This is a genomic window from Amycolatopsis sp. WAC 01416, from assembly GCF_003947485.1.
GTDB lineage: Bacteria > Actinomycetota > Actinomycetes > Mycobacteriales > Pseudonocardiaceae > Amycolatopsis.
In genome coordinates this window covers 611,607-636,877 of sequence record NZ_QHHX01000001.1, presented here as the reverse complement: position 1 = coordinate 636,877, position 25,271 = coordinate 611,607, and the positions used below count along the sequence as shown (strand labels likewise).

Annotated in this window: 16 protein-coding genes; 5 read left to right on the top strand and 11 right to left on the bottom strand. The window is 70.1% G+C overall.

Translation table 11 applies throughout. From position 1 onward, the window contains the following. Positions 1 to 9: 9 nt before the first annotated feature. From DL990_RS03105 to DL990_RS03095, 3 genes are all read left to right on the top strand, one after another. The gene (locus tag DL990_RS03105) at positions 10 to 1,428 is read left to right on the top strand and encodes a CCA tRNA nucleotidyltransferase (RefSeq protein ID WP_125781806.1); all 1,419 of its coding nucleotides are present in this window, start codon (positions 10 to 12) and stop codon (positions 1,426 to 1,428) included. 79 nt (positions 1,429 to 1,507) lie between these two features. After that, positions 1,508 to 2,815: a sensor histidine kinase gene (locus DL990_RS03100; RefSeq protein WP_125781511.1), complete on the top strand. Its 1,308-nt coding sequence runs from the start codon at positions 1,508 to 1,510 to the stop codon at positions 2,813 to 2,815. A 16-nt stretch (positions 2,816 to 2,831) separates the two neighbouring features. Then, entirely contained in the window at positions 2,832 to 3,683 is an 852-nt protein-coding gene (locus tag DL990_RS03095) for a class I SAM-dependent methyltransferase (protein WP_125781509.1), read from the top strand. 213 nt (positions 3,684 to 3,896) lie between these two features. On the opposite strand, the gene DL990_RS03090 is transcribed toward DL990_RS03095, so the two are convergent. From DL990_RS03090 to DL990_RS03045, 10 genes are read right to left on the bottom strand one after another with little or no spacing between them, the layout of a single operon-like run. After that, on the bottom strand, positions 3,897 to 5,825 hold the full coding sequence (locus DL990_RS03090; protein WP_125797820.1) for a TNT domain-containing protein: 1,929 nt from the start codon (positions 5,823 to 5,825) through the stop codon (positions 3,897 to 3,899). Between the two features lie 40 nt (positions 5,826 to 5,865). Next, the gene (locus DL990_RS03085; protein ID WP_125781505.1) at positions 5,866 to 6,954 is read right to left on the bottom strand and encodes an ADP-ribosylglycohydrolase family protein; all 1,089 of its coding nucleotides are present in this window, start codon (positions 6,952 to 6,954) and stop codon (positions 5,866 to 5,868) included. 4 nt (positions 6,955 to 6,958) lie between these two features. Beyond that, positions 6,959 to 8,986, bottom strand: a complete 2,028-nt coding sequence (locus DL990_RS03080) for a YrhB domain-containing protein (RefSeq protein ID WP_233620369.1) — start codon at positions 8,984 to 8,986, stop codon at positions 6,959 to 6,961. Between the two features lie 5 nt (positions 8,987 to 8,991). Beyond that, positions 8,992 to 11,238, bottom strand: coding sequence for an ADP-ribosylglycohydrolase family protein (locus DL990_RS03075; RefSeq protein WP_125797819.1), 2,247 nt, complete (start codon positions 11,236 to 11,238; stop codon positions 8,992 to 8,994). Continuing rightward, positions 11,239 to 12,708, bottom strand: coding sequence for a TNT domain-containing protein (locus DL990_RS03070; RefSeq protein WP_125797818.1), 1,470 nt, complete (start codon positions 12,706 to 12,708; stop codon positions 11,239 to 11,241). It lies immediately after the preceding gene. 37 nt (positions 12,709 to 12,745) lie between these two features. Beyond that, positions 12,746 to 13,213: a hypothetical protein gene (locus DL990_RS03065; protein ID WP_125781499.1), complete on the bottom strand. Its 468-nt coding sequence runs from the start codon at positions 13,211 to 13,213 to the stop codon at positions 12,746 to 12,748. Continuing rightward, positions 13,210 to 20,361, bottom strand: a complete 7,152-nt coding sequence (locus DL990_RS03060) for a toxin glutamine deamidase domain-containing protein (RefSeq protein WP_125797952.1) — start codon at positions 20,359 to 20,361, stop codon at positions 13,210 to 13,212. Before DL990_RS03060 ends, DL990_RS03065 begins: the two co-directional genes overlap by 4 nt. A 10-nt stretch (positions 20,362 to 20,371) precedes the next feature. Next, positions 20,372 to 20,689: a WXG100 family type VII secretion target gene (locus DL990_RS03055; protein WP_125781497.1), complete on the bottom strand. Its 318-nt coding sequence runs from the start codon at positions 20,687 to 20,689 to the stop codon at positions 20,372 to 20,374. Beyond that, on the bottom strand, positions 20,689 to 21,300 hold the full coding sequence (locus DL990_RS03050) for a YbaB/EbfC family nucleoid-associated protein (protein ID WP_233620368.1): 612 nt from the start codon (positions 21,298 to 21,300) through the stop codon (positions 20,689 to 20,691). The genes DL990_RS03055 and DL990_RS03050 overlap by 1 nt, the downstream gene beginning before the upstream one ends. A 55-nt stretch (positions 21,301 to 21,355) precedes the next feature. Beyond that, complete coding sequence (locus DL990_RS03045; RefSeq protein WP_125797817.1) at positions 21,356 to 22,669, bottom strand: MFS transporter; 1,314 nt, start codon at positions 22,667 to 22,669, stop codon at positions 21,356 to 21,358. Between the two features lie 272 nt (positions 22,670 to 22,941). Between DL990_RS03045 and DL990_RS03040 the strand changes: the two genes are divergently transcribed. Beyond that, complete coding sequence (locus DL990_RS03040; RefSeq protein ID WP_199746193.1) at positions 22,942 to 23,523, top strand: YqgE/AlgH family protein; 582 nt, start codon at positions 22,942 to 22,944, stop codon at positions 23,521 to 23,523. On the opposite strand, the gene DL990_RS03035 is transcribed toward DL990_RS03040, so the two are convergent. After that, a complete protein-coding gene (locus DL990_RS03035; RefSeq protein ID WP_125781493.1) occupies positions 23,520 to 23,942 on the bottom strand; it encodes an SdpI family protein in 423 nt (140 codons plus the stop codon). The genes DL990_RS03040 and DL990_RS03035 overlap by 4 nt on opposite strands. Before the next feature lie 65 nt (positions 23,943 to 24,007). Here DL990_RS03035 and DL990_RS03030 point away from each other — a divergent pair, with 65 nt between their 5' ends. Beyond that, complete coding sequence (locus tag DL990_RS03030; RefSeq protein WP_125797816.1) at positions 24,008 to 25,159, top strand: esterase-like activity of phytase family protein; 1,152 nt, start codon at positions 24,008 to 24,010, stop codon at positions 25,157 to 25,159. Positions 25,160 to 25,271: the final 112 nt, after the last annotated feature.

Below are 25,271 nucleotides of genomic sequence, written 5' to 3'. Positions count from 1 at the left end.
AGCACTGCGATGCAGAACGCCGTGACCGAGCTGATGCGCATCTCCCCGTTGGCGGACGAGCTCGCGAAGCTCTTCGCGAAGGCGGGGCACAGCCTGTACCTCGTCGGCGGCAGCGTCCGCGACATGATGCTCCGCAGGCTGTCGAACGACCTCGACTTCACCACCGACGCCCGGCCGGACCAGGTGCTCAAGATCGTCAGCGCCTGGGGCGACGCGGTCTGGGACGTCGGTATCGCGTTCGGCACGGTCGGCGTGACCAAACAGGGCATGACGCTGGAGATCACCACGTTCCGCGCCGACAGCTACGACCGCGTCGGCCGCAACCCCGAGGTCACCTTCGGCGACAGCATCGAGGGAGATTTGCTTCGCCGTGACTTCACGGTCAACGCGATGGCGATCGACCTGGCGAGCAAGACCTTCGTCGACCCGTACGACGGGCTCCAGGCGCTCCAGGACCAGGTGCTCGACACGCCGGCGACCCCGCAGGAGTCCTTCGCCGACGACCCGCTGCGCATGCTGCGGGCCGCGCGGTTCGCCGCGCAGCTCGGGTTCACCGCGGCGCCGCGCGTGATCGACGCGATGACGTCGATGGCCGACGAGATCGACCGGATCACCGCCGAACGCGTCCAAGCCGAGCTGTCGAAGCTGCTGCTGGCGGACGACCCCCGGCCCGGAATCGAGCTGCTGGTCGACACCCGCCTCGCCGACCGGGTGCTGCCCGAGGTGCCCGGCATGCGGCTGGCGATCGACGAGCACCACCAGCACAAGGACGTCTACCAGCACTCGCTGACCGTGCTCGCGCAGGCGATCGACCTGGAGAAGACCCACGAGCCGACGTCGGAGCCGGATCTGATCCTGCGGCTCGCGGCGCTCCTGCACGACGTCGGCAAGCCCGCGACGCGCGAGTTCCAGCCCGGCGGCGGAGTGAGCTTCCACCATCACGAGGTCGTCGGCGCGAAGATGGCCCGCAAACGTTTGCGTGCCCTGAAGTTCTCGAAGGAGATCGTCCAGGACGTCAGCCAGCTCGTGTTCCTGCACCTGCGGTTCCACGGCTACGGCAAGGGCGAATGGACCGATTCGGCGGTGCGGCGCTACGTCACCGACGCCGGCGACCTGCTGCCCCGGCTGCACAAGCTGGTGCGCGCCGACTGCACCACGCGCAACCGCAAGAAGGCGGCCGCGTTGCAGGCGACCTACGACGACCTCGAGCGGCGGATCGAAACGATCCAGGCGCAGGAAGACCTCGACCGGGTCCGGCCGGACCTCAACGGCGAGGAGATCATGCGGATCCTCGGGCTCAAGCCGGGGCCGGACGTCGGCAAGGCGTGGAAGCACCTGAAGGAACTGCGGCTCGACCGCGGCCCGCTGGAGCACGACGAAGCGGTCGCCGAGTTGAAGAAATGGGCCGCCGAGAACGGCATCGGCTGAGATGACCCCCGTTGGCCTCTGGATCCGTCCGGCGTAAACGGAGATACTCCTGCCGGTGCTCCGGGCAGGGGGAAAATCCATGGCGAAGCGGCCGCCCAGTTTTCTGGTGACGTTGCTGCGTCGCGGCGCGCCCGCGCTGGCCACGGCGACGAGCGAGCTGTCCGACGAGGTCGGCGACCCGACACCGATGCGCGCGCTCCGGCGGATCCAGCAGATGTCCGGGCCGATCGACACGGCTCATCGCGACAACCTCTTGCTCAGAGCCGCCCGGTATGTCGCCCTCGTCCCGCTGGTCTACCGGCTCTTCGCGGTGCCCGGCGCGTTCGGCGTCTACGTCTCCACGCACGGCATGATCGGGATCGGCCCGGTCGGGCTGGTGGCACTCGGGTCGGCAGCGCTGTCGCTGTACGGGATCCGGTGGATGCTGCGCTCGGCGCCGTTCCGCCCGCAGCACGCCGTCCGCCTGCTGGCGCTCGACCTCGTGTTCACGCTGCTCGCGCCGCTCGCGGTGGGGGCACTGGTGCCGGCTTCGGTCTTCACCGAGGCGATGGCGGTGCCCGGCAAACACCTGCTCGGTGAGGTCGCGTTGCTGGCGCTGGCGCTGGGGATGCCCGCCGCCGTGGCGCTCGCCCTCGTCAGCTTCCCGGTGCGGATGCTCGCGTCCCTGTTCGGCACCGGCCGCGCCGCGCCAGGCGACGCGATGGCCACCTTCCCGTCGATCCTCGGCGTGCTCTTCACCGCGAGCGGCGCCCTCGTCCTGATCGGGCTCGGCACCCGGCTCGCTCTCGCGTACGGCATCCGCAACGGCCGGATCGCCGAACGCGCCCGCCAGCACCGGATGCTGCACGACTCGGTGCTGCAGACCCTCGAAGCGATCGCGCTGGTCAACAAGGGCGACGCGGCCGCGCGGCTCGCGGAGGTGCAGCGGCTGGCGCGGGCGCAGTCGATGGAGCTGCGGCGGACGATCGAGAACGAGGCTTCGCAACGTTCGGAGGCCGGGTCGCGGCCGCTGGGCGAGAAGCTCGCGTCGCTGGCGGCGGAGATGGCGCGCGACGGCTTGCGCGCCCAGCTCGTGATCGCCGAACTCGACGACGACACGCTTTCGGAGGTCCGGCAGATCGCCATCCGCGACGCCGTCCGCGAGTCCCTGCGCAACACGCTCAAACACGCCGGGACGGACAAGGTCGTCGTGCGCGTCGAGGAGCGGGAAGGCGGCGTCACGGTGATCACCCGCGATCACGGTGCCGGGTTCAGCATCGACTCCCGGCCCGCCGGATTCGGGATCAGCGAGTCCATCACCGCCCGGCTGAACGAGGTCGGCGGGACCGCGAGGGTGGAGTCGGCTCCGGGCAATGGCACCAGAGTCACCCTTTGGGTGCCGTTCTGACGGTAAACAGGAGAACATGAAGAAAACGGACGTCCTGGCCGAAGCGCTCACCGCGTACCGCGACGGTGACCGGGCCAAGGCAGCGGACCTCGCCGAGCGCGCCGGATCCACGCTCGGCCGCGAACTGCACCGGTACCTGACCGAGGGCGGCGGCGGAGATGTGTACGACCAGCCCGCCGCGTTCACGGCGTTCATCCGCGGCGGCGGGAACGTCAAGCTCTACCGCGTGCTCAGCGCCATGCTCGCCCGGCGGTACGGCACCGTCGGCTCCCTGCTCGACCTCGGCTGCGGCGACGGGCTCGCCGTCGTCCCCGCCCTCGAACAGGCGGACCGGCAGCCGGGCCGCATCGACCTGGTCGAGCCGTCGAGCGCGTTGCTCGCGGAAACGCGCAAGCACCTCGGCGGCACCCATGGCCTGCACACCTGGGACGTCACCGCGCAGGAGTTCCTCGCCCGCGACGACGACAGGCACTGGCAGCTGACGCAGTCGACGTTCGCACTCCAGTCGATCCCGACCGCCGAGCGCACCGAGGTCCTCCGCGCGCTCCGGCCGCGCACCGGTTGCCTGGTGCTCGCCGAATTCGACGTGCCCGAGTACGACGAAGACTCCGCCGAGTACCTGCTCTCCCTGGTCGTCCGCTACGAACGGGGGATCTCGGAGTACGGCAAGGCCGCGTCGCTGGTGGCGCAGGGGTTCCTGCTGCCGATCCTGCTCGGCCTGGTCAAACCGGGGGCGGACCGCACGAACTGGGAGCAGCCCGCCACCGACTGGGCTTCGCAGCTGAAGGAAGCGGGCTTCACCGGCATCCGGATCGAGCCGCTGGCGGACTACTGGTGGTCGCCCGCGGTGCTCATCACCGCTTCCTGAACCGAATCACGCGAGTTACGCCTCCACACACGCGAGTTACGCCTCCAAGCACGTGAGTTACGCCTCCAGTCACGTGTTCAGACGGACGGCTCGCCGTGGAACCCCGCCACCACGCGTGAGCGGAGCCGTAACTCGCGTGATCGAAGGCGTAACTCGCGTGATCGAAGCCGTAACTCGCGTGCCTGGGCGCGCGAGTCCGGGACCTCGGCGCGGCTACTGGACGCGGGAGAGCACGCCGGTTTCGAGATGCTGGGCGAGCGGCCGCGGCAGGACGTAGGCCACGGCTCCGCCCGGCGTCCCGTTCCACGGCGCGGTGATGCCGGTGACCACGCGCAGCGGCCGCAGGATGCGGTACAGGCGGCGCTCGCGTTCACGGTCCGCGGCCAGTGACGTCTCGATGAACCGCGCCGCTTCGGCGTGCACGAGGTTGCCGGTCTCGTTCCCGAACCGCTGCACCGTGGTGCCCGCCGGCAGGACGACGATCCGCTTGCGGCGGAAGAAGTTCAGCGGCGGTTCGCCGCGCAGCGGCAGGATCGGCCAGTCGGCCGGGTTGTCGGCCTCCTCGTTCGCGCCCACCGTTGCCCGTGCCGGGTACAGCAGCAGGGTGCCGAGGAAGAACCGCGCCGCCTCTTCGAGTTTGGCGAACGCCACCGGCTCGTCCGTCGGCGGACGTGAGACCTCCCAGCCGCTCTCGGTGCGGCGCAACGTCCACAGGCCCGGCTCCGGGACCGCGTTCGCACCGATCCGGTACGACGTCGGCGTGACGCCGTGTTCGGCCAGGCGCTGGTACAGGACGTCCAGCACCTCGACGGCCCTGATGTCGCGGGCGGGTTCGCCGTCGCGTTCGACGCGGGTTCGGATGCTCTCGTCCGGCAGGTCCGCGGCGGTCTGCGGCGGCCGCGGCTTGCCGACGATCTCCGCTTCGGCGGTCGCCCGCACCAGCTCGCCGACCAGCGGCGGCCGGAATCCGGCGGCCCGGATGTGCTCGACCAGCTCCGGCTCGGGCGGCACGCCGTACTTGCGCAGGTAGTGCGGCACGGCCGCGGGCCAGATCCAGACGCCGTCGGTGTGGAAGGCGTTCGGCACGTCCGGCGGGCCGTTCGGGGTGAAGATGTCCGGCTGCGGACCCGGCCGGGTCAGCGCCACCGGCGAGCGGAAGAGGTAGTCCAGTACGCCGCGCATCATTTCCGGCGGCACCGGCGGCCGGTTGACGACCGGCCGTTCGCCCTCGTTGTGCGCGTCGACGACCTTCGCGTGCCGGAACACCACGTCCAGCGGCAGGCCCGCCTTGGCGGAGAGCCAGGCCGGGACGTGGTTCTTGTCGCGCGGGAAGATCGCGAGTTCGGTCGCGTACGCGCGCGGCGACGGCTTGCCGCCCTCGTTCGGCGCCAGCCGCCACGTGGGTTCCTGATCGGCGTCGAAGTCGAAGTCGAAATGCGATTCCGAGTCCAGTGTGAAGGTGCCCTGGAACCAGGTGCCGGTCTCGGGCTGGTTCATCGCCGCGCGCAACCGCGCGAACAGCGAACCGAGCTCCGGCGGGGCCGCGATCGACACCGACACCGGGCCGTTGCCCTCGTCGCCGACCGAGCGGACCTCGAGTTCGGAGTAGTCGCCGACCTGCCGGAACTGGGCGCCGACCCGCTGCCAGCCCGGCGGCAGCACCCGCAGCAGGGTCCGGCCGATGGCACGCAGCAGTGCGGCCTGATCACCCGTTCCGGGCTCCGGCCGGGCCTCCGGCGTCTCGACGAAGTCGTGCCTGGTCTGCCACAACGCCGTCAGCCGCGACGGCGCGGCCGTGGTCGAGAAGTCCGTCAGCCCCAGTTCGGCGGCGCGGGCAGCGTCCTCGCCCGCCCAGCGCAAGGTCAGGTCGCCGCCGCCGGTGTTCGGCGCGATCTGGAAGTGCTCGTCGTCGAACCGGCCGTACGACTGGAGACTGAAGGTCGAGCCTGCCTCGCCGTTCAGCACCACGCGGGCGGGCCGCCCGTTCCAGTCGCGATCGAACCCCTCCGGCGCCGCTTCCCCCGGCGGCGCGATGAGCAGCAGTGTGCCGTCTTCGGTCGACCGCTGAGCCGCGAAGACGGTGTCCCCCCAGACGGCGTACAGGCCATCCGGCCGCTCCGCCGCTTGTACCCGGTAACGCACGATGTGTCCCCTCCCCAAGTTCCCCAAACCGGAGGTAAATCTAGTGGGCCGGATAGCGGGCGTACCACCGGTCGTCACCCGGCGCGTTCCCGCCGAACTCCGCGAGCGCGTCGTCCGCCAGCCCTCCGATCACTTCGCTCAGCTCCAGCTCCACGAGCCAGCTCGTCTCCAGCTCTTCCTCGCCGTACATCGCGCCGACGAGGTTCCCGCAGACCGATCCCGTCGAGTCGCTGTCACCGCTGTGGTTCACCGACGCGAGCAGCGCGACGTTCGGGTCCGTGGTGGTCAGCGCGACGTAGACCGACATGGAGAGCGCGGTTTCGCCGACGTTCCCCTGCCCGAGCGTCTCGAGCTTCTCCGGCGTCGGGGCCCCTTCCTTGGAAAGGGCGAGAGCCTGGTCCAGCGCGACGCTCTGCTCCTCGTGCCCCGGGTACTTCTCCAGTTCGGCACGGGCCGTCGCGAGGGCGTCGAGCAGCGGTTTCCCGCGCAGCAGTTCGTGCACGATCACCGCGAAAGCACCCGACGAGAGATACCCGCTCGGGTGACCGTGCGTCAGCGCCGCGCTTTCGGCACCGAGCCGGAACACCTCGGCGAGATCGTCCGACCACAGCGCGACCGGGGCCGCGCGCATGATGCCGCCGCAGCCCTTCGAGTTGTTCACCGGCTTGGCCATACCGGCGCGCACTCCGGTCTTCCCGTACGCCTCCAGCTCGCTGAAGCAGGTGAGGCCGGGCGCGCGACGGCTGAACAGCTCGCGGTTCGTGATCAGCCAGCCGTCCGGTTCCGGGCTCGTGTTCTCCGGGCCGCGCGCCCGCTCCCACGAGACGCCCTGGGTGTGCAGCCAGCGCTGGTAGGCCAGCTGGAGCGACTGCTCGACCGGTTCGGTGCCGTGGTGGGCCCTGATCAGGCCTTCCAGGGTGAACAGCGTCATCTGGGTGTCGTCGGTGATCCGCCCGAGGCCGCCGTACGCGGGGATGAGGCCGGTGATGCCGGCCGGTCCGGCGATCTCCCGGATACGGTCGATCGAGTCGAACTCGGTCTTCGCGCCGAGCGCGTCGCCGAGCGCCCCCGCGTACAGGCTGCCGCGCAGCCGCGACCTGGTCGCCGGATCTTGAAGCCACTCGCGCATGTCTCTACTGATCTCCTCGTGGGTACCGGTTCGCGTCCCAGCGCCGCCGCTCTTCGGGTTCGCGGGGCAGGCCGAAGCGGTTGAAGTAGTAATAGGCGTCGCCCGCCATGGCGTCGACGACGCCGAGGCCGGGATACGCGGCGAGCCAGGCCTCCGGCAGACCGGGCACGGTGAGCCTGGCGCCCACCATCGCCCCGGTCAGCGCGCCGGTCACCGTGCCGCCGCGAGCGGCCAGCGCGAGCGCCGTCTCGGGGTCGTGGCCCCGTTTGGCGGCGGCGAACAACGCCTTGCCGAGCGCCGAAAGCGGCGTCCGGCCGTCTCCGATGCTGTCGAACTGCTCGACGTCATCGCCGTCGATGTCGTTCCGGAGGTCGAGCACGGTCTTGACCAGGTCGCCGACCTCGCCGCCGTACTCGTCGAAGCCTTCGAGGAAGTTCGCGACCGCCGGTTGGCCGTCGCGGGCCGCGAGCTGGGCGCGGAACAGGTTGACCAGCAGTTCGGCGCCGTGGACGACTTCGTGGCCCGCCGCGGAACCGACCAGCTCACGGACCACCTTCATCGCGTAGAACGCATTGTCGGCGGGACCCTGCACGCCGCCGGTCACCGTCGCGGCGAGCGCGGTCGCCAGCATCGCCGAGAACTCTGCGGGGGGCGGGCCCGCGCCTTCGGTGGCTTTGGCGACCCAGCCGTCCGGCCGTCCACCCGCGGGCAGCGACGCCGGGATCTCGGGCTTGTCCGGAGTCGGGTCCAGGCCGCGGATCACCGATTCGGTGTGGAACAGCAGCTGCCGGGTCAGCCCACCGAGTGGCAGGCCGTCGGCGGGGTCCGCGCCCGAGCCGAGCGCGTCTCCGAGCGCGAAGCCGACGTACGCGCCGAGAAGCCGGGGGTACGCGAAGCTGCCCACGGGAAGCGTCGGGTTGTAGAACTTCCCGAACATCCAGGCGGTCGGGCGAGGTTCGCCGTTGTCGTAGAAGTGCGTCACCAGGCCGTTGGCGAAGAGGTCTTCGGGCAGTTCCGGCAGCGGACGGCCGTCGTGCTTCGCCCGGGAGCGCTCGAACGACAGCGTCGCGGCCCGCGTGTAGCGGGCGAGCTCTTCGCTGCTCAAGGTGTAGCCGTTGTCGCGAGCCTGGTCGACGAGACTCCGCAGGTTCGCGACGGCGGCGCCGTCGTACTCCCCGCTGAAGTAGGCGGGGCGCCCGACCGACTCGGGGCGCTCGGTTCCCGCCGGGAGTTCGAGGTCGGCGACCTGCCGCAGCGTCTCCGGATAGACGTTGAACGTCTCCGGCCGCCCCGGGTTGACGAGCAGTCCGACGCCGGGGTTGTCCTTGGCTCGCCGCAGCAGCACGCGGGGCTGGACTCGCTGCCACATCGTGTACTCCGACGGCACCTGCGCCTCGGAGGTGTAGACGACGAACCGCACGCCGGCGTCGCCGAAATCGCGGACCTGCAGGTGGCCGTCCTTCGCCGGGGCCAGTACGTCCAGGTCGAGCATCCAGTGGACGAACTCCTCCGGCGTGATCCACTCGACGCGCAGATAGCCGAGGAGCGTCTCCACGGGGCTTTCCGGTGCCGGGCGGCCGGAGAACCGCGGCCCCGGCCGGTGATCCGGGTTCGCGCGGACCGCGCCGGTCGGCTCGCCGTAGAGCGTGTGCTGCTCCCAGCGCAGGATCGCCGCCTTCGGAACGGGCAGACCGGGGACCGCGTCCGGGTCGAATTCGGGATCGGCGACCTCGGCCCACCGGGTGAAGGCGTCGCTGTCGTCACCGCCCGCCGCCGAAACCGCCATCAGCTCCAGGTCGAGCCGGATCTCACCGCCGTCGTCCGGCACGAACGCGACCGGGCTGGGAAAGAGGCCCGTGCCGGGATCGGTGCCGTCGAGCCAGCCGACGGTGTTGTAGGTGACGTTCCAGCCGTCGGTCGCGCGCACGACGTAGTCGCGGCGCACCCGCAACGCGCCGGTGCCCTCCCCGCCGCGGCCCGCCAGCCATTCCTCGACCCGGCTGACGGCTTCCTCTTCGTTCATCGTCCCCATTTCGTTCACCAGCGGGGATACCGCTCGGCCCAGCCGTCGACCTCGTGCAGCGCCGAATGGCGGTCGAAATGCCAGAACACGTCGGTGGCGATGTTCTCCACCAGGTAGCGCAGCTCCAGCTGATCGACCCACTTCTGCGGCAGACCGGGGATGCCGGTGCGGGCGCCGAGCAGCGCACCGGCGATGGCGCCGGTCATCGCGCTGCGGCCCGAGTGGTTGACCGCCCGCAGCAGCGCCTGCTCCGGGTAGTTCTCGAAGCCGGACAGCGCCGCGAACGCGCGTCCCAGCACCGAAAGCGTGCCCTTGCCGTCGCCGATCAGCTCCGGGATCCGCAGATCGGGCAGACCGTGCTTGCCGAAGAACGGCACCGATTCCGCGACCATCGCCTTCAGATCCGTCCAGACCGGCCCCCGCTGGTGCGGGTTCTGGTCGCTGAAGATCTCGCGGGAGATGTTCCAGACCGGGTAGCTGAACGCCTCCGAGGTCAGCGCGGGTTCGAACAGCCACGTCAGGTAGGTCGCCGCTTCGACGTCGACCTCACCCGGATGAGTGACCGAAACGAGGTCGCGCACCGCCTGGCGGACGCCGCCGCTCATGGCGGTCCCCGGTCCTGCCGCGGTCATCGCCGCCGGCAGCGCCGCGACCAGCGCGTCCGGCCCGCTCATCGGCATCGCCGTCGGGGAAATGGTCGCCAGCGCGTGGTAGGCGTTCAGTTCGGCGTCGTCGGGGGTGCGGCGGACGCGCAGTTCCGGCACCTTCACCAGCCAGCCGTCGGCGTTTTCCAACGGCGCGCCCTGGGTGTGCAGCCAGCGCATCAGCGAGTTGCGGGCGACCGTCCCGAGCGCCTGTTCGGCGGAGCGGTTCTCCGGCTGCTCGCGATGCGGGCTGCGGATGACGGCCTCGGTGTAGAACAGCAGCCGCTGGGTGAGCGGCCCGATCCGGCCGGGCAGGTCGAACGCGACCGGAAGATCGGTGACGCCGTCCGGGCCGTAGGTGTTGTGGATCTCGTCGAGCCGCATCCGGTCGACTGCCGCCCCGAGCGCCTCGCCGAGCGCGAAGCCCACGTACGCGCCCGTGACGCGCTGCCAGCCGTAGCGCGAACTGGAGCGGTCTCGGTCGAAGTACTTCCCGAAGGTGTCCAGACGCGGCTGGATCTGCCCCTCGTTGTCGTAACCCGGCGCCAGCCCGTTCGCCCGCAGGTCGTTCGGGCGGGCGCGCGGCGGCTCCGGCTGCTTGAGCCGCGCCAGCCACGACTGGCCGAGGACGGTCTTCTGGCCTTCCTCGGCGCTCAGTTCGAACCCGCGGCGTCTCGCCCGTTCGGCGGCGGCCAGCGGCGGCTTCACCGGTTCGGACAGGCCCATCTTCGCCGCGGTCTCGGCGGCGAAGGTCTCCAGTTCCGGATCCGCTTCCGGGCAGCGCTCGTAGACGTCGACGCCCGGGCCCCGGCGCGGGAACCGCTGGGCGGTCTCGGCGAGTTCGGCGCCGCTGACGTCCTCGAACGTCGCCGGGCCGCCGTTGATCACGAGGTTCGGCGGGCTTTCGTACCCGGCGAGCGTGGCGATGTCGACCTTCCAATACCCGTGTTCGCGGGACGGGAGGTTCCTGGTCGAGCTGAACACCCGCAGCTCGGCGCGTTCTTCGTTGAAGTAGAACCGCTCCGTTTTGCCCGACGCCAGGTCCACCGGGACGTAGACCTCGCAGCGCAGCAGCCCGATGAGCAGCTGTTCCCTGGTCAGCCAGCCGACGCTGGCGAACGACAGCAGCGTTTCGAGCCTGTTCTCCGGCTTCGGGTAGCCGCGGCGGATCGGACCGGCCTTGTACTCGGGGTTCTCCCGCTCCTGCCCGGTCTGGACGCCGTCCGCGCCGACCTGGACCCAGCCCGCGACGACCGCGAGCGGAACGCCGAGGTCACCGAGTCCGGCCTTGGCGTACTCGGGGTCGACGACCTCGCGCCACGCCTCCTGGCCGGGGAACGCGACCGGGACGCTGAGCCCGCCGGGCTGCGGATGCGCCTGACGCAGTTCGCCGTCCGGTTCGCGGACGATCACCGACGGCGGCGGGAAGATCTCCTTCTCGGCATGACCCTCGTCGAGGAAGGCGATCGTGTTGTAGGGGACCGACCAGCCCTCGGGGATGCGCAGGACCTTCTCGTGGTTCACGCGCAGGCCGGCCCCGCCCGGTTCGGACACGTCCGGACCGTGGACCGCGCGCAGCCACTCTTCGACCTTGGCTACCGCTTCCGCCGATTCCACCTACTCGATCCTCTCCAGGCTGCCGTCGGACACGTGCTCGGCGATGGTCCTCGGGAGCACGTAGGCCACCGCCCCGCCGGGCATGTTCGCCCAAGGGACGGTGACACCGATGATCACGTGGAGCGGGCGTCGCAGCCGGTAGGTCCCACCGACACGCTCCCGTTCCAGCGGCAGGGACGTCGTGGCGAACCGTACCCCTCCGTGGTGAACCAGATTGCCGGTTTCCTCGCCGAACCGCAGTACGACCGTACCGGCGACCATCCGGCTGACGCGCTTGTTACGGAGCAAGGTGAGGGGAGGCTCACCCGCCGCCGCCTGCACCGGCCAATCGGCGAGTTCCTTCGCAGTCTCCAGAGGCGTCTCGTGCCCGGCGGTCATCCTCGCCGGATGCAGCAGGAGGGCGCCGAGTAGCTGGTGAGCCGCGTCTTCGAGCTTGTCGAAGTACTTCGGCGACACTGGGTCGTCGCCCGAGTAGGCCGCGACCTCCCAGCCCTTCTCGGTGAAGTTGAGGCACCAAGCGCCGTCCGCGCGGTCGCCGATGCGGTACGCCTCCGGCCAGACGCCGTGCTCGCCGAGCCTGCTGACCAGCACGACCAGGAGCTCTTCGTCGGTCAGGGCCGGGTTCGGCGACGTCTCCAGCTCCGCGGCGATGTCGCCTTCGGTCTTCTTGACGTCGGAGCGGCCCGGTTTCGGCCTCGGTTTGCCGAGCAGATCCGCTTCCGCGGTCCGCCGCACGAGGTGTTCGACGTACGGCGGCTGGAACCGCTGGCCGCGAATGTGCCCGACCAGCTCCGGCTCCGGCGGGATCCCGTATTTCCGCAGGTAGTGCGGCACGGACGCGTGCCAGATCCAGGTGCCGTCGGTGTGGTAGCTCTCGGGGACGTCGCCGTCGGCTTCCGGATCGAAGATGTCCTTGCCGAGACCGCTGCCGGAGAGGATCGCCGGTTCACGTTCGAGGTACCGCGCGACCAGCGGCGCTTCGGATTCGTCGAGCTCCGGTCTGTCCACCACCGGTGGCTCGCCCTCGGTGTACGCGTCGACGATCCGGGCGTGCCGGAACTCGACGCGCAACGGCAGCTGCGCGCGCAACCGCCACCAGTCCGGGACGTGCTCGTCCTCGCGTGGGAACGCGGCCAGCTCGTCCGGGTACGCCGAAGTGGGCGGAGTCCTGGTCCACGCCGGTTCGTCGTCGAGGCTGAAGTCGAAGTCGAACGTGCCGTCGGGGTTGAGCGTGAACCGCGATTGGAGCCAGGCCCCGCGGCCGGTGGTGTACATGCCGGTGCGAAGCCTGCCGAAGAGGTCGTTCAGCTCGGGGGCGGGCACGACGTTGTGGCCCTCGAGTTCGGTGTGCTCCCCGGCCTGCCGGAAATCGGTGGCCGCCGGCCGCGCCGCGTCGGTGACACCTGCCCGGATGAGCTTGCCGATCTCGACCAGCAGCCCGCGTTGTTGTTCGGAAGTCAGTTGTTCCACGTGAATCATCGCGCCCGGTCCGGCCGGTGGAAGGAGATCACTGGCTGTCCCCTTCCTCCGGTGGTTTGTATTCGGGGAACCGTGGTTCCGCCCGGAACGTCGGCGGCTCCCCCGCGGCGCGGCGGGCCAGCTCGTCCTCCCACATCTTGAAGGTGCGCTTGCGCAGCGACCGGATCAACGCCGATTCCTGCGGTTCCACGCGCCGGTTTTCGCGCCTGGCCTGCTGGTAGAGCCCGTCGATGGTCTCGTACAGCGCGAAGACCGGACCACTGCCCTTGAGGTACCGCTCGCGGGCGCGCTCGGTTTCCTGGACGAACTTCTCTTCGGACACCTTGCTGATGTCCGAACTCGCCATCGCCCACATGACCTCGCGCACGTGCTCAGGTTTTTCGTCGAACTCGCCGGAGCGCAGGTTGAGGAGGTAACCCGTCAAGCCACCGTCAGGCGTCGACTCGATGCGGTAGGTCTTCCCGAAATACGTGTAAAAGGACGGCGTCTGGATCACGTGTTCTCCTCAGGCGGCAGGCCCTTGCGCAGACCTGCCATGAACTTCTCCCGGACCCGGTCCATCAGGGCGGCGTCCAGCAGGGCCTGTTCCGGCGACAACCTCTTCTTGTTGTTCTCGTCCAGTGTCAGGTTGTACGTCGGGAAGTCACGACGGACCTCGTACAAGGCGTGTTCGTAGGCCGAGACGGTGTCGATATGCGTCAGGTGCAGTCGTAGTTCGGCGACGTGCCCGTTCGGCAGCCGGACGTTCATCTGCAGATCGCGGTACCCGCTGTCCTGCGGCTTCGCGAACCGGTCGTCGAAGCTGACGATTTCGAGATCCGGGTCGGCGATCACCGCGTCCAGCGCGTGGTAGACATCGGCCAGGGTGTCGAACTGGATCTTCGCGCCCACCAGGTCCGTCAGCAGGGAAGCGTCACCCTCGTACTTGGCGATCTTCGCCCGGGCTCGATCGTCGTCCTTGGGACTCTGGCGGCTACCGGCCTGACCGTCGTTCTCGCTCGCGATACGTTCGGCGATCCGGTTGAGGTCACCCTGATTCTGCGGCCAGGCCGCTCGCTCGGAGGCGAGGAACTCGTCGATCTTCGCCGCGTCGCCGATGTGTTCCGGAGAGAAACCCGCGTGGACGCGATGGTCCGGGTCCGACTCGGCCGCGATCCGCGCCGCCGCGTCGGAGACTGCCCGCTGCTCGTCGGTCAGCGGAGTCGCGCCGGGGCCCGCCTCCTGGACGTCGTCGATCATCTGGAAACCGCGATCCTCGACGTCGCGCAAGGCGTCTTCGAGGATCGGGATGGCTTCCGGGTGCAGCAGCAGGCTGCCGATGGTCATCGGGTTGTCGAGCAGCGAAGCCCGCAGGTACGCGTTGTCCGGATGCTCCATCAGCCGGACGAGTTCCGGATGCGCGGGCAGGTGTTCGCGGATGAAGTCCCGCATCGGCCCGACGTCGTGCTTGACCCCGTTTTCGTCCTCGTGAACGGCCCGCTTGTTCTCCGGGTCGAGTCCGTCCACCGCGGCCGCGACCTCGGGATCGTTCAGGAACCGCTCGCCATCGGCCCGGTTTCCCGGTGGCTGCTCTTCGTGCGCCATGCCGTAGCCCGCGTCGTGCGGCGGCGTCACGATCGGACGGCCGTCCGGCCCGATCCGCGACGGCTGCACGTCGGGCGTGTCATCCCTGGCGAACGCGATCCGCGGGTCGACGGGCCGCGTCGGCGCGGTCTCCGTCCGCGTGGTGTGCGCGTCGGTGTGCTGCGCGGCGGGGCCCTCCGGGACGCCGACGTGCATCAGCTTCATGCTCAGCGGCGGATGCGGCAGGTTCATCAGCGCACCGGACTGCGGGTCGAGGAACGCGACGCCGTCACGGGTGTTGGCCACCATGGCGACGTGCCCGCGCTCGACGCCGTTCTCGTCGAGGTACTTCACCGCGACGACCGCGTGGTGATCGGTCGGCATCCCCCGCATCTCGCGGATGACGGTGTCGTAGTCGGCGCGATCGGAGAACTGCCCGCCGAACCGTTCCTCGACGTGTTCCAGCGTGCCTCGGCTGTCCATCTCGTGCACCAGCAGCGGATCGGCGGTCGAATCGATGCCGTTCAGCCGGTCCATGTAGGCGCCCGGCGTGCGGGTGCAGTTGGAACGGTAGCCGTTCGCCAGCGCGTCGGGGTCGTTGAAGTGCGGGTTGACTTCGCCCAGTCGCGGGTGCCGGTCCGCGAGGTACGCGGCCTGCTGCGCGGGGCTCGCCGAGCCGGCGTGGATCGCCGGTTCGCTCGGCGGGTTCGTCGCGACCGCCATCGACGAGTAGTCCCGGTCGGGGGCGGGCAGTTCGATCGTGTCGTCGGTGGCCGAGTGGTCCTGAGCGGGCTGGTCGCCGTACTCGGGCCCCTTGTCCGCGTCCGCGACCCCGTGCTGCGCCGGGTTCTCCGTGGTGAGGTGCGGGGTCTGCGGCTCGTCGAAGGCGCCGAGGCGCGCCATCGACTGTGCCTGGGCGAGCCGCGCGAGCTCCGGCGCCTCCGCGGCGTGCCGGGCCCGCCGCTCGTCCATCTTCTGCTTGGCGGTCTCGGGGTCGAGGTAGCGCGGGTCGCCGGGAACGACCTCTTCGGCGTGGATGACCCACTTCGGCCGGTCGACCAGCGGCGGGGTCTTGAACTCCTTGCTGTGCACGTAAAGCTGCGTGGCCGGCTTGTTGATGGCCTCGTTCTCGCGCGGGTTCTCGGCGAGTGACGAGACGTCCTTGCCCGTCTTCGAGACGATGTGGATCTCGACGTCTTCGCCGAACTTCGACTTCGTGTCCGGCGACGTCTTGATGGTGGAGCTGGTCATCGTCGGCTCGGGGACGGTCTGGCCGGGTTCGTAGTGCGCCGCCATGATCGCGGCGGCTTGCATGTCGCCCTTGGTGTCGATGCCGCGGATGGCCTCGCCGTGGAAGTCCGGCAGCTCGTTGAGCGCGCCGACGATCGCCCGGGTGCTGCGCTGGGCGTTCTCGAAGTCGGGGTGCGATTCACCCCGGCGGTTCGCGTCGTTGATCGCGTACGCGTGTTCGCGCGAGTACGAGTAGATCGCTTCCGCCGCTTCGGGCGAGACGCGGTCTTTCAGCGGGCTGGCTTCGAGCCGCTTGAGCGCCTTTTCGCGGGCTTGCTCGGCGTGGTCGGCGTTGTCGTAGCGGTCACGGAGGCTCTTGTGATCCTCCGGCGTGCCACGGAAGTCCTTGTCGCCGAGGTAGCTCTCGTCGATTCGCTTGGGTGCTTCTTCCGGGCCCTTGAGCCGGTCGGCGATGTCGGCTTCGGTCTTCGGCGCCTGCTCCTGAACCGGCGTTTCGGCCTCAGGGGCCTTTTCGGTGTGCGGCGCTTCCGGCGTGTGCGGGGCATCGCCGCCGCCCATCGGCATCGCCTTGATCGACGTCGGATCGTCGGGCAGCGTCGCGAGCCGTCCGGTCATCGGGTCGGCGAAGACCACGCCGTGCGGCGTGTGCACCGCGGCGACGATCCGCGTCTCGATCCGGTCCTTGGACCGCGGCGAACCCTCCGGCGCGTTCGGCTCGGCGGCGGCGTGGTGCTCGAACGCCACCGCCGTCCGCGCGCCGACCGGACGTTCACCCAGCTCACGGGCGACGTCGGCGAAGCCGTTCCGATCCGACCACTGCCCGCCGAGCCGGTCGCTGACGTGCTGCAACGGCGAACCACCGGTCGACGGCCCGGCGACCGAGTCGCCACCGTTCATCCGGTCCTCGAACGCGACCAGCGACTCGGCCGAGTTCGTCTGGTAGCCGTCCTTCCACGATTCGGGCGCGTAGTAGTTGCGGGTGTTGGCCTCGCCGATCGCCGGAATCTCGTCCATGAGCAGCCGCACCTGCTGGTGCGGTGTCTCGGCCGAACCCGCGTGGATGACCGGCGTCCCACCCTCGTCGAGCGGCTTCGCCAGCTCGGACCAGCCGCCGTCGGGAACGTGCTCCCTCGGCTTGGGGATGTCGTGGACCGGGGCGTCGGTGGCGTCGACCCAGCCGCCCTTGCCGTCGGCCAGCTTGGTCTCGAGCCCCGCGAGGCCCTGGCCCTGGAACAGCTCCGGGTGGTCGCGGCGCAGCTGGGCTTCCTGCTCGGCCGCTTCCTGCGCCAGCCGCTCCTGCACGGCGTTGTTGTACTCGCGCCGCTCGGCGACCTTCTGGTGGACCTCGTCCGGGCTCAGGTGGCCGTCTTCACCGGCGACGACCTCTTCGCATTCGACGATCCACTTCGGCAGGTCGTTGGGCGAGCCGTCGTCCAGCCGCTTCTTGTAGTCGGGGTGATCGGGATGCCCCGGGCCCATCTTGACGTCGGTGACACGCAGCTGCGTCGCCGACTTCATCAGCACTTCGCGTTCGTCCTTGATGGACGCGAGGTCCTCGATGTGGCGTCCGGTCTTCGACTGGATGCGCATCTCGACTTCGCCGGGGAAGTTGCTCCGCGGATGGTCGGGGGTGACCCGCGACGTGCTCAGCATCTGCGGGTCGACGATGACCTGACCCCTGGCGTGCGCTTCGAGGAAACTCCGGATCGCGCTTTCGTTGCCGTTGAAGTTCACCCGCCGCGAGACGAGGCCCTCGTAGGCGGGCATCTCGTTGAGGCCGGAGGTGATCGCCTCGATATGCGGCCGGAGCGCGTCCAGCTCCGCGCCGCCGTGACGCTGGGCGTGCGTGATCCGCTCGGCCATGTCGGTACGCGTGTAGCTGTGGACCGCGTAGGCGCCCTGATCCGACATCGCCTTGACGCGTGGATCTTCGTGGGTGTCGCGTTTGGCGAGACCTTCGCGGCGGACCTGTTCGCTCCGCGCTTCCCCGGTCTCGGTGTCGAAACCGCGCTTGTCGATCTGCGTCTCGGCGAGCGCGCGGTAGGCGGCGGGGTCGTCCGTGTGGAAGTCCGGATCCGTCAGGTACGGCTCGTCGACGGTGGTGCCGACGTCGTCGCTGGTCTTGTCGTCAGGTGTGACGTCCTGGGGTGCCTCGGTGTCCTTCGGAGCCTCGACGTCCTTCGGCGTCTCGGTGTTCTTGGGGACGTCCGTGTCCTTGGGAGTCTCGACGTCCTTCGGGAGCTCTGTGTCCTTGGGCAGCCCGGTGTCCTGAGGTGCCTGCCGCGGCGCCTCCTCCACCGGTCGCATCGGGGGCTGCTGCTGCGGGGGACGCTGCGGCTGCTGGGTGCGGTCCTGGGGTCCCGCGTTCCCGTCGTGGCCGGGACGCGGTGCCGGGACCTGCGGCGGACGTTGCGGACCACCGAAGCGCGGCGGCTCGGCACCGGGCGGCATCGGCCTGCCGGGCTGCTGTCCGGGACGGCCCGGGTGACCTGGCTGACCCGGGTGATGGCCGGGCGGAGGCGGCGGCATGGGGCCGCGGTTGCCGGGGAACGGACCGTTGCCCGGATGCGGGGGCCGCGGCGGATGGCCTGCCGGACGGCGGTTGCCCGGCGGCGGGCCGGGCGGAGGCGTCTGCGGGCGCGGCGGGACCCCGCCGTTCGGGCCGGGACCCGGTCCCGGCCTGCCCTGATACCCCTGGGGCGGGCGCGGCGGACCCTGCGGTCCCGGCGGCTGTGGCGGTTGCTGAGGACGCTGTCGCGGCCCGCGGTCCTGCGGATATCCACCCTGACCGGGATGCTGCTGCGGCGGCTGTGGTCCAGTCGGACGTGGGCCCATCGGACCGGGCTGACCCTGCGGCCCGCGCGGCGGCATGGCGCCGGGCGGAGGCGGCGGCGGTGCGAAACCACCCGGAGGCGGCGGCTGCATCGGCTGCTGGCCCTGGAAGGGCATCGGGGCGGGCGGCTGGTCGAAACGCGGCTGCTGCGGCCCGCCGTTGCCGGTGAAGCCCGCGGCCTGGACGCCGTCGTTCGGCCGGCCGGGCCGCGACGGATCGTGGCCGGGAGGCGGGAAACCGCCGGGAGCCGGACCGTTGCCGGGCGGGTTGCCGCCGGGAGCCATGCCGTACCCGCCAGACGGAGCGGGCGAGCTCGAACCCGGGTTCGACGCCATGCCGTACCCGCCCGAACTCGACGGCGCACCCGAGGAAGAGGAGGCGGCGGGCGGCGTCGCGCTGGACTGCGAAGGACTCGGCGAAGGACCGTGCGACGGACTCGGTGCCGGACTGGACGCCGGTCCCTGTGCCGGGCTCGAAGCCGGTGTCTGTGCCGGGCTCGCCGCGGGCGCCTGCGACTGGGCGGCGGGTGCCTGCTGCTGATTACCCGCCGCGCCTTGCTGCTGACCGGAACCGTTGTCCGCGGCGGCCGCCGGAGCGTTCTGGTGGGTCTGCGGCGCACGCTGACCGTCACCGGTGTTCGCCGGGGCGTCGGCCGGACGTTCGGGGGCCTGCGTCGAGGACTGGCTGACCCGGTCGCCGTCCGCCGCCCGCTGCGGGCCGCTCTCGGAACGCGGCTGCGGATCAGCGGACCCGGAAGCGCTGTCCGAACCGCGGCTCGAAGCCGCCTGACTGTCCGAAGTGGACCGTGGCGCCGGGTCCGACGAAGAATCCGACCGCGAAGAAGAGCCGGAGTCCGTGGAGGAACGCGAGTCCGACGAAGAATCGGAGTCCGAAGAGGAGCCGGAGTCCGAAGAGGAGCCGGAATCCGTGGAGGAACGCGAGTCCGTGGAGGAACGCGAGTCCGACGAAGAACCGGAATCCCCGGAATCCACATCCGGTGTGGAAGGACCGTCGCCCGCCGAGGCGCCGGGCGTGTTCGCGGCCTTGATGTCGCCGATCTGGCTCTTCGCCCCGTCGACACCGCCACCCACGGCTCCGCCGGAAGCGCCCATCAGGACGTCCTTGGCCGAAAGCTTGTCCAGGTCGCCGGTGACGGCGGCCTGCCCGACCGTGCTGGCGACACCTTCGGCCGCGCCGCGTACGGCACCGCGCGCCGCGCTGTCGACGATCTGGCCGCCGACGCTGTCGGAAAGTCCCTTGGTCGCGCCCTTGCCGATACTGCTGCTGCCCGCGCCGACCACGCCGTCGACGGCACCGCTGATCGCGGAGTCCTTGGTCTTGCTGAAGTCCCAGCTGTCGCGGTCACCCTTGGCCATCTGGAGGCCCTGGATACCCGCGTCCATGGCGAGGTTCATCGCCGTGTTCTGCAGGACCTCCTTGCCGATCTTCTTCAGGCCCTCCTTGAGGAGTTTCTCGAGGAGTTCCTTCGCGACCTTCTTGAAGCCTTCCTGCGCGAGTTTCTGCATCAGCTGCCGGAAGATCATCTGGACGGTCATGCGGGTGGCGATCTGCGCCGGCGCGATCCCGGCCGTCGAACCACCGAAGGTCACCGCCGCGGCCGCGATCATCGCGACGATCTGCGCGGCGAGGATCACCAGCGAGATGATGATCATGTACTTCGTGTACTCGACGTCCAGCGCCGTCGCGTTGCACGAGTCGCCGAGCGCCTTCGACGAGTCGGCGAGCGACTTGAAGTACGCCTCGTCGCCCTCGACGAACTTCTTCCAGGCCTCGGCGAACTTCTCCGCGCCTTCACCGGTCCAGCCGCCGAGGACCTCGGTGGCGCCCTTGGTCGCGGTGTCGGCGATCGGCTGGACGGCCTTCGAGGCGTTGTGCCAGGCGTCGCGCAGTTCGCGGAGTTTGTCCTCGTCGCCTTCGGGCCAGCTTTCCCCGACGACGATCGGCAGGAGCCACTTGACCGCGTCGGGCATCTCCATACCCACGGCGCTAGACCTTCTTGTCCAGCGTCGTCTTGATCTCTTCCTCGGCGTTCGTGAACGCGGTCATCGATCGTTCGACGTTGTGCTGCATGCCCCGCAGCGCCTCGACGATGTTCGCGAACCCTTCGGACGAACCCTGCGCGCCCGGCTCGTAGTCCTTCGCGAACTCCTTGCCGGCGTCGTCGTTGCCCCAGCATTGGCCGAGCGAATTCATCGCGGCCAGCAGTTCCTTGCCCGCGTCGTCCAGCTGATCCGCGGCAAGGCCCAGTTTGGCCGCGGCCGTCTTCACCGCGTCCGGATCCGCGGTGAACCCACCGTTCGGCATCAGACTCCCCTGGTCAACCAGCTCGAAGGCGGTTCGTCCTCATCGTCGTCCTGTTGGCGCACCCGCTTCGGAACCGGTTTCGGTGCCGGCGGCGCGGGCGGGGCCGGAGGAGCCGGCGGCGGTGTGTCGTCCTTGATCATGAGCGGGGCGTCGAAGTCTTCGTCGGACTTCGACGGCGCCTCTTCTTCTTCCGCGAGGAAGTCCGGGATCGACGGCACCAGCCCTTGCAGCGAAGGTGCGCCTTCGATGAGGTCCGAGAGGTCCGGAAGCCCTTCGGTGATCGGGGCCATGAGGTCGGCGACCTGCTGCTTGACCTGCAGCGATCCCTGACGCACCAAGGTCAGCACGGTGTTGGCGAGCTGCGCGGGAGTGGTGCGCTCGAAGGCGTTCGGCTGGATCTCCAGTTTGGCGAGCGTGCCGGTCGCGTCGATGGTGGCGCGGACGAGGCCGTCCTGCGAGACCACCGTCGCCGACGTCTGCGAAGCGGCTTCCTGCGCGTCCCGGAGCTGGGCCGTCTGGCGCTCGAACTGCTCGAGCAGCGTGTCGACCTGGTCCTTCATGGCGGCATTGCGCGCTTCGAGGCGTGCGCTGTCGTCGCCGGCCGTCGTCACTTGAGCCCCCGCAAGTACTTGATCCCGGGCATACGCCACCCGGTGTCGGTAAGCGTCACCCTAATGCCATGGGCGGAGCCGTATCAGTGGTTCTCCCTTTTCGCACCGCGAGCAGGTAGGCGGCGGCGCCTGCCAGGTAGAGGACGGCGGCCGCGATCAGCAGCCCCGGCGAGCGTCCGTCGGCCGGGATCACCGTCGCGGCCAGGGAAACGGCGGCGACCTGGGTGATGTTGAAAAGCGTGTCGTAGAGCGCGAAGACCCGCCCTCGCGCCTCGTCGGCGACGTCGAGCTGAACCGACGAATCGACGCAGAGTTTCAGCACCTGTCCGGCCCCGGTCACCAGGAACGCCGCGACCAACGCGGCGGGCACCACCATCGGCAGGCCGAGCGCGGACTGCGCGACCGCCGCCAGAATCAGCGCACCCACCACGACGCGGACCCTGCCCAGCAGCCGGATCAGCCGCGCGGTCAGCAGTCCGGCGACCAGGATCCCCGCCCCGGCGAACGCGGCCATCTGCCCCAGCCCCGCCATCCCGGCGCGGAAGATCCCGGCGTCGGTGAAGTGGTTGCGCATCAGCAGCACGGTCACCAGCAGCGAGATCCCGTACGACGCGCGATGGGCGAACAGCGCGACGAAACCGGCCGTGACGCTGGGCGTGCGCCAAGCCGCCTTCGCGCCGTCGGAGAGGCCGCGGGCGACGGCGAGAGCCGGATTCGACGGCTCGTCGACCGTCGACGGCCCGAGCAGCCCGCGCGTGAACCCCGAGGCGAGGACGGCGGCCCCGATCCCGCCGAGCGCGGCGACGGCGGTGACCCATGCGGAACCGGCGTCGTCGGCGCCGGTCAGCGCCCGGAGGCCGATCGCGCAGCCGCCGCCGACGACGGCGAGCACGGAACCCCACGTCGCCGCGAAGGCGTTCGCGGCGACCACGGATTTCTCTTCGACCACGTGCGGAAGCGACGCGGACAGACCCGAGCCGATGAACCGGGAGATGCCCTCCGACGCCAGCGCCAGGGAGAACAGCCCGATCCCCGCCGCTCCCGTGCCCACCGCGACGGCCGTCGCGAGGATGGTGAGGGACCGCAGGAGGTTCGCGAAGATCAGGACCCTCCGGCGATCCCAGCGGTCGAGCAGCGCGCCCGCGAACGGCCCGACGAGCGAATAGGGCAGCAGCAACGCCGCGAAACCGCCCGCCATGGCGAGCGCGTCGGCGGCGCGTTCGGGGTTGAAGAGGACGGCGCCGGCCAGCCCGGCCTGGTACATGCCGTTGCCCCAGTGCGCGGAGAACCGCGTGAACAGCAGACGGCGGAAGTCACGGTCGCGAACGAACGCCCTCGAACGGACTCGCTCGGGTGCGCAGGTCGTCACGGCGGAAGCCTAGTGAGAGGCGCGGCGACGCCGCACCCGTGTCGTCCACCCCGTCACGGAGACGAACGACCGGAGTTCAAGGCGGTCGGTGCGCTTTAGGGTCGCCTCTCGGCGGCTATGCGCAGTGTGGCTCCAGCCGGACGGTATTCCACAAAGGCGGTTCTTCAGTGAGCCCGGGGGACACGGAAAGCGCACCGACCGTTGTGTCCAACGGTGCTCGTGATGCTGTTGTTCCCAGTGCCGGACGATTTGTCCTCACTCGAAGTGGGATCATGGCGGACGTGCCAGCGGACGCCGAGGTCGAACCGGGAACGCTCCTGGTCGCCGCCCCCACGATGTTCGATCCCAACTTCAGGCGGACCGTCGTGTTCGTCATCGATCACCGGGACGAGGGAACGCTCGGGGTCGTGCTCAACCGGCCGAGTGACGTCCCGGTGTACGACGTGCTCCCCAACTGGGGCGGGCACGTCGCCGAACCGCAGTCGGTGTTCGTCGGCGGTCCGGTGGAGAAGAAGACGGCGTTGTGCCTGGCCGCGCTGCGGACCGGTGAGACGGCGTCCAGCGTGCCGGGGGTGATCGCCGTCCGTGGTCCGGTCGCGCTGGTCGATCTCGACACCGATCCCGAGATCCTGGTCCCGAAGGTCCGCGGCGTGCGGGTGTTCGCCGGGTACGCGGGCTGGGACTCCGGCCAGCTGGCGAACGAGATCGAACGCGACGACTGGGTGATCGTCCCGGCGTTGCCCAGCGACGTCCTCGCCTCGCCGAACCACGACCTCTGGGGCCAGGTGCTGCGGCGTCAGGGCATCCCGCTGGCGCTGCTGGCCACCCACCCGGGAGACCTCCAGCGCAATTAAGCGGTGGCGGTGTCGGCCTTCTTGAAGACGCCGCAGGTTCCGCAGGCGCAGCCACTGCACCCGGCGGGCCGCTCCGGTTCGGGCTCGGGGACCGTCGCGGCGGCGCGGTTGCCGAGCACTCCCCCGGCCGCGATCAGCGCGATCAACCCGATCACGCCCACGATCGAGGCCAGTACGAGGCCGGACGTCGTCGGCATGATCAGCCCGGCGGCCCCCGCGAGCACGGCGATCACGCCACCGGCCAGCGTCGGGAGCCCGGCGACCTTGTTGCCGAGGCGGAAGGCCTCTTCGCTGCGCATCGTGGCGGCGGTGCGCACGCCGGCGCCGCGGTCACGCGGCAGCTTCTCGCGCAGGCCGAGGAACCCACCCCAGCCGACGAGGACACCCAGCACGATCGGGACCAGCGCTATGACGAACACTCCACGAGGATAAGCGTGACGTTCCGGCAACCTGCCGGATACCCTGATCGACTGTGCTACAGGCCATGTCACGCCGAGCCTTTGCCCTCGCCCTGATCGGGGCCGTCCCCCTCACCCTGATGGCGGCACCAGCCGCCGAAGCGGGTCACCGTCCGCTTCGCCTGATCGGGGAACAGATCGTCCCGAACGCCCTGCCCTACCAGGGCACGGTCGTCGGCGGTCTCTCCAGCATCGACTTCGACCCCCGCACCGGCGAGTACGCGCTGATCTGCGACGACCGGTCCGCGATCAACCCGGCCCGGTTCTACACGGCGAAGTTCTCCCTGGACGCCGACGGACTCGGCCCGGTCACCTTCACCGGCACCAAGCCGCTCCTGCGTCCCGACGGCACGCCGTACCCGCCGCTCGCGAAGAACGACCCCGCGCAGCCGCCGAACATGCGGACCATCGATCCCGAAGAGCTGCGCGTCGACCCCTGGACCGGCCGGTACGTCTGGTCGCAGGAGGGTGAGCGGTCGGCGGCGGCGCGGATCGATCCGTCGATCCGCGAGGCGAAGCGCGACGGCGCCTACGTCCGTGACCTGCCGATTCCCGCCAACGAGACGATGGCGGAGACGACTGGGCCGCGGCAGAACCTCGCCCTCGAAGGCCTCACCTTCGCGGGTTTCGGATCGCTGGTCGCCAGCTCGGTCGAGGGTCCGTTGCTGCAGGACGGACCGGAAGCGAACACCACGTCAGGCGCCCTTTCGCGCATCACGCTTCAGTCGCGGTTCGGGCCGGTCCTCGCGCAGTACGCGTACCCGCAGGAGAAGGTCTTCGCGTCGCCGAACCCGCCCGGCGCCTTCGCGACGACGGGCATCTCGTCGCTGCTGGCCGTCGACCAGGCCGATCCGACGCGCTACCTGGTGATGGAGCGTTCGTTCGTCACCGGTGTCGGCAACAAGGTCCGCATCTACGAGATCGACACCAAGGGCGCCACGAACATCCTGGAAACCCCCTCGCTGGGCGACGCGGAGAAGGTCAAACCGGTCAAGAAGCGCCTGCTGGCGGACCTCGCGGACTTCAAGTTGTCCACTGTGGACAACGTCGAGGGGATGACCTGGGGCCCGCGCCTGCGAGGTGGCGAGCGCAGTCTGGTGCTCGTCAGCGACAACAACTTCTCGCCGACGCAGGTGACCCAGTTCATCGCTCTGGCGGTCCCCTCGGAACGGCTTTGACCAGCGCGTTAAACTGGCCATATGGACACGGCTCGGCTGCTCCTTAGCCTGCCGCGCTGAACTCGGCCCCACGGCCGGGACCAGCGCGGCGACCCCTCATGCCCTCCGGGCT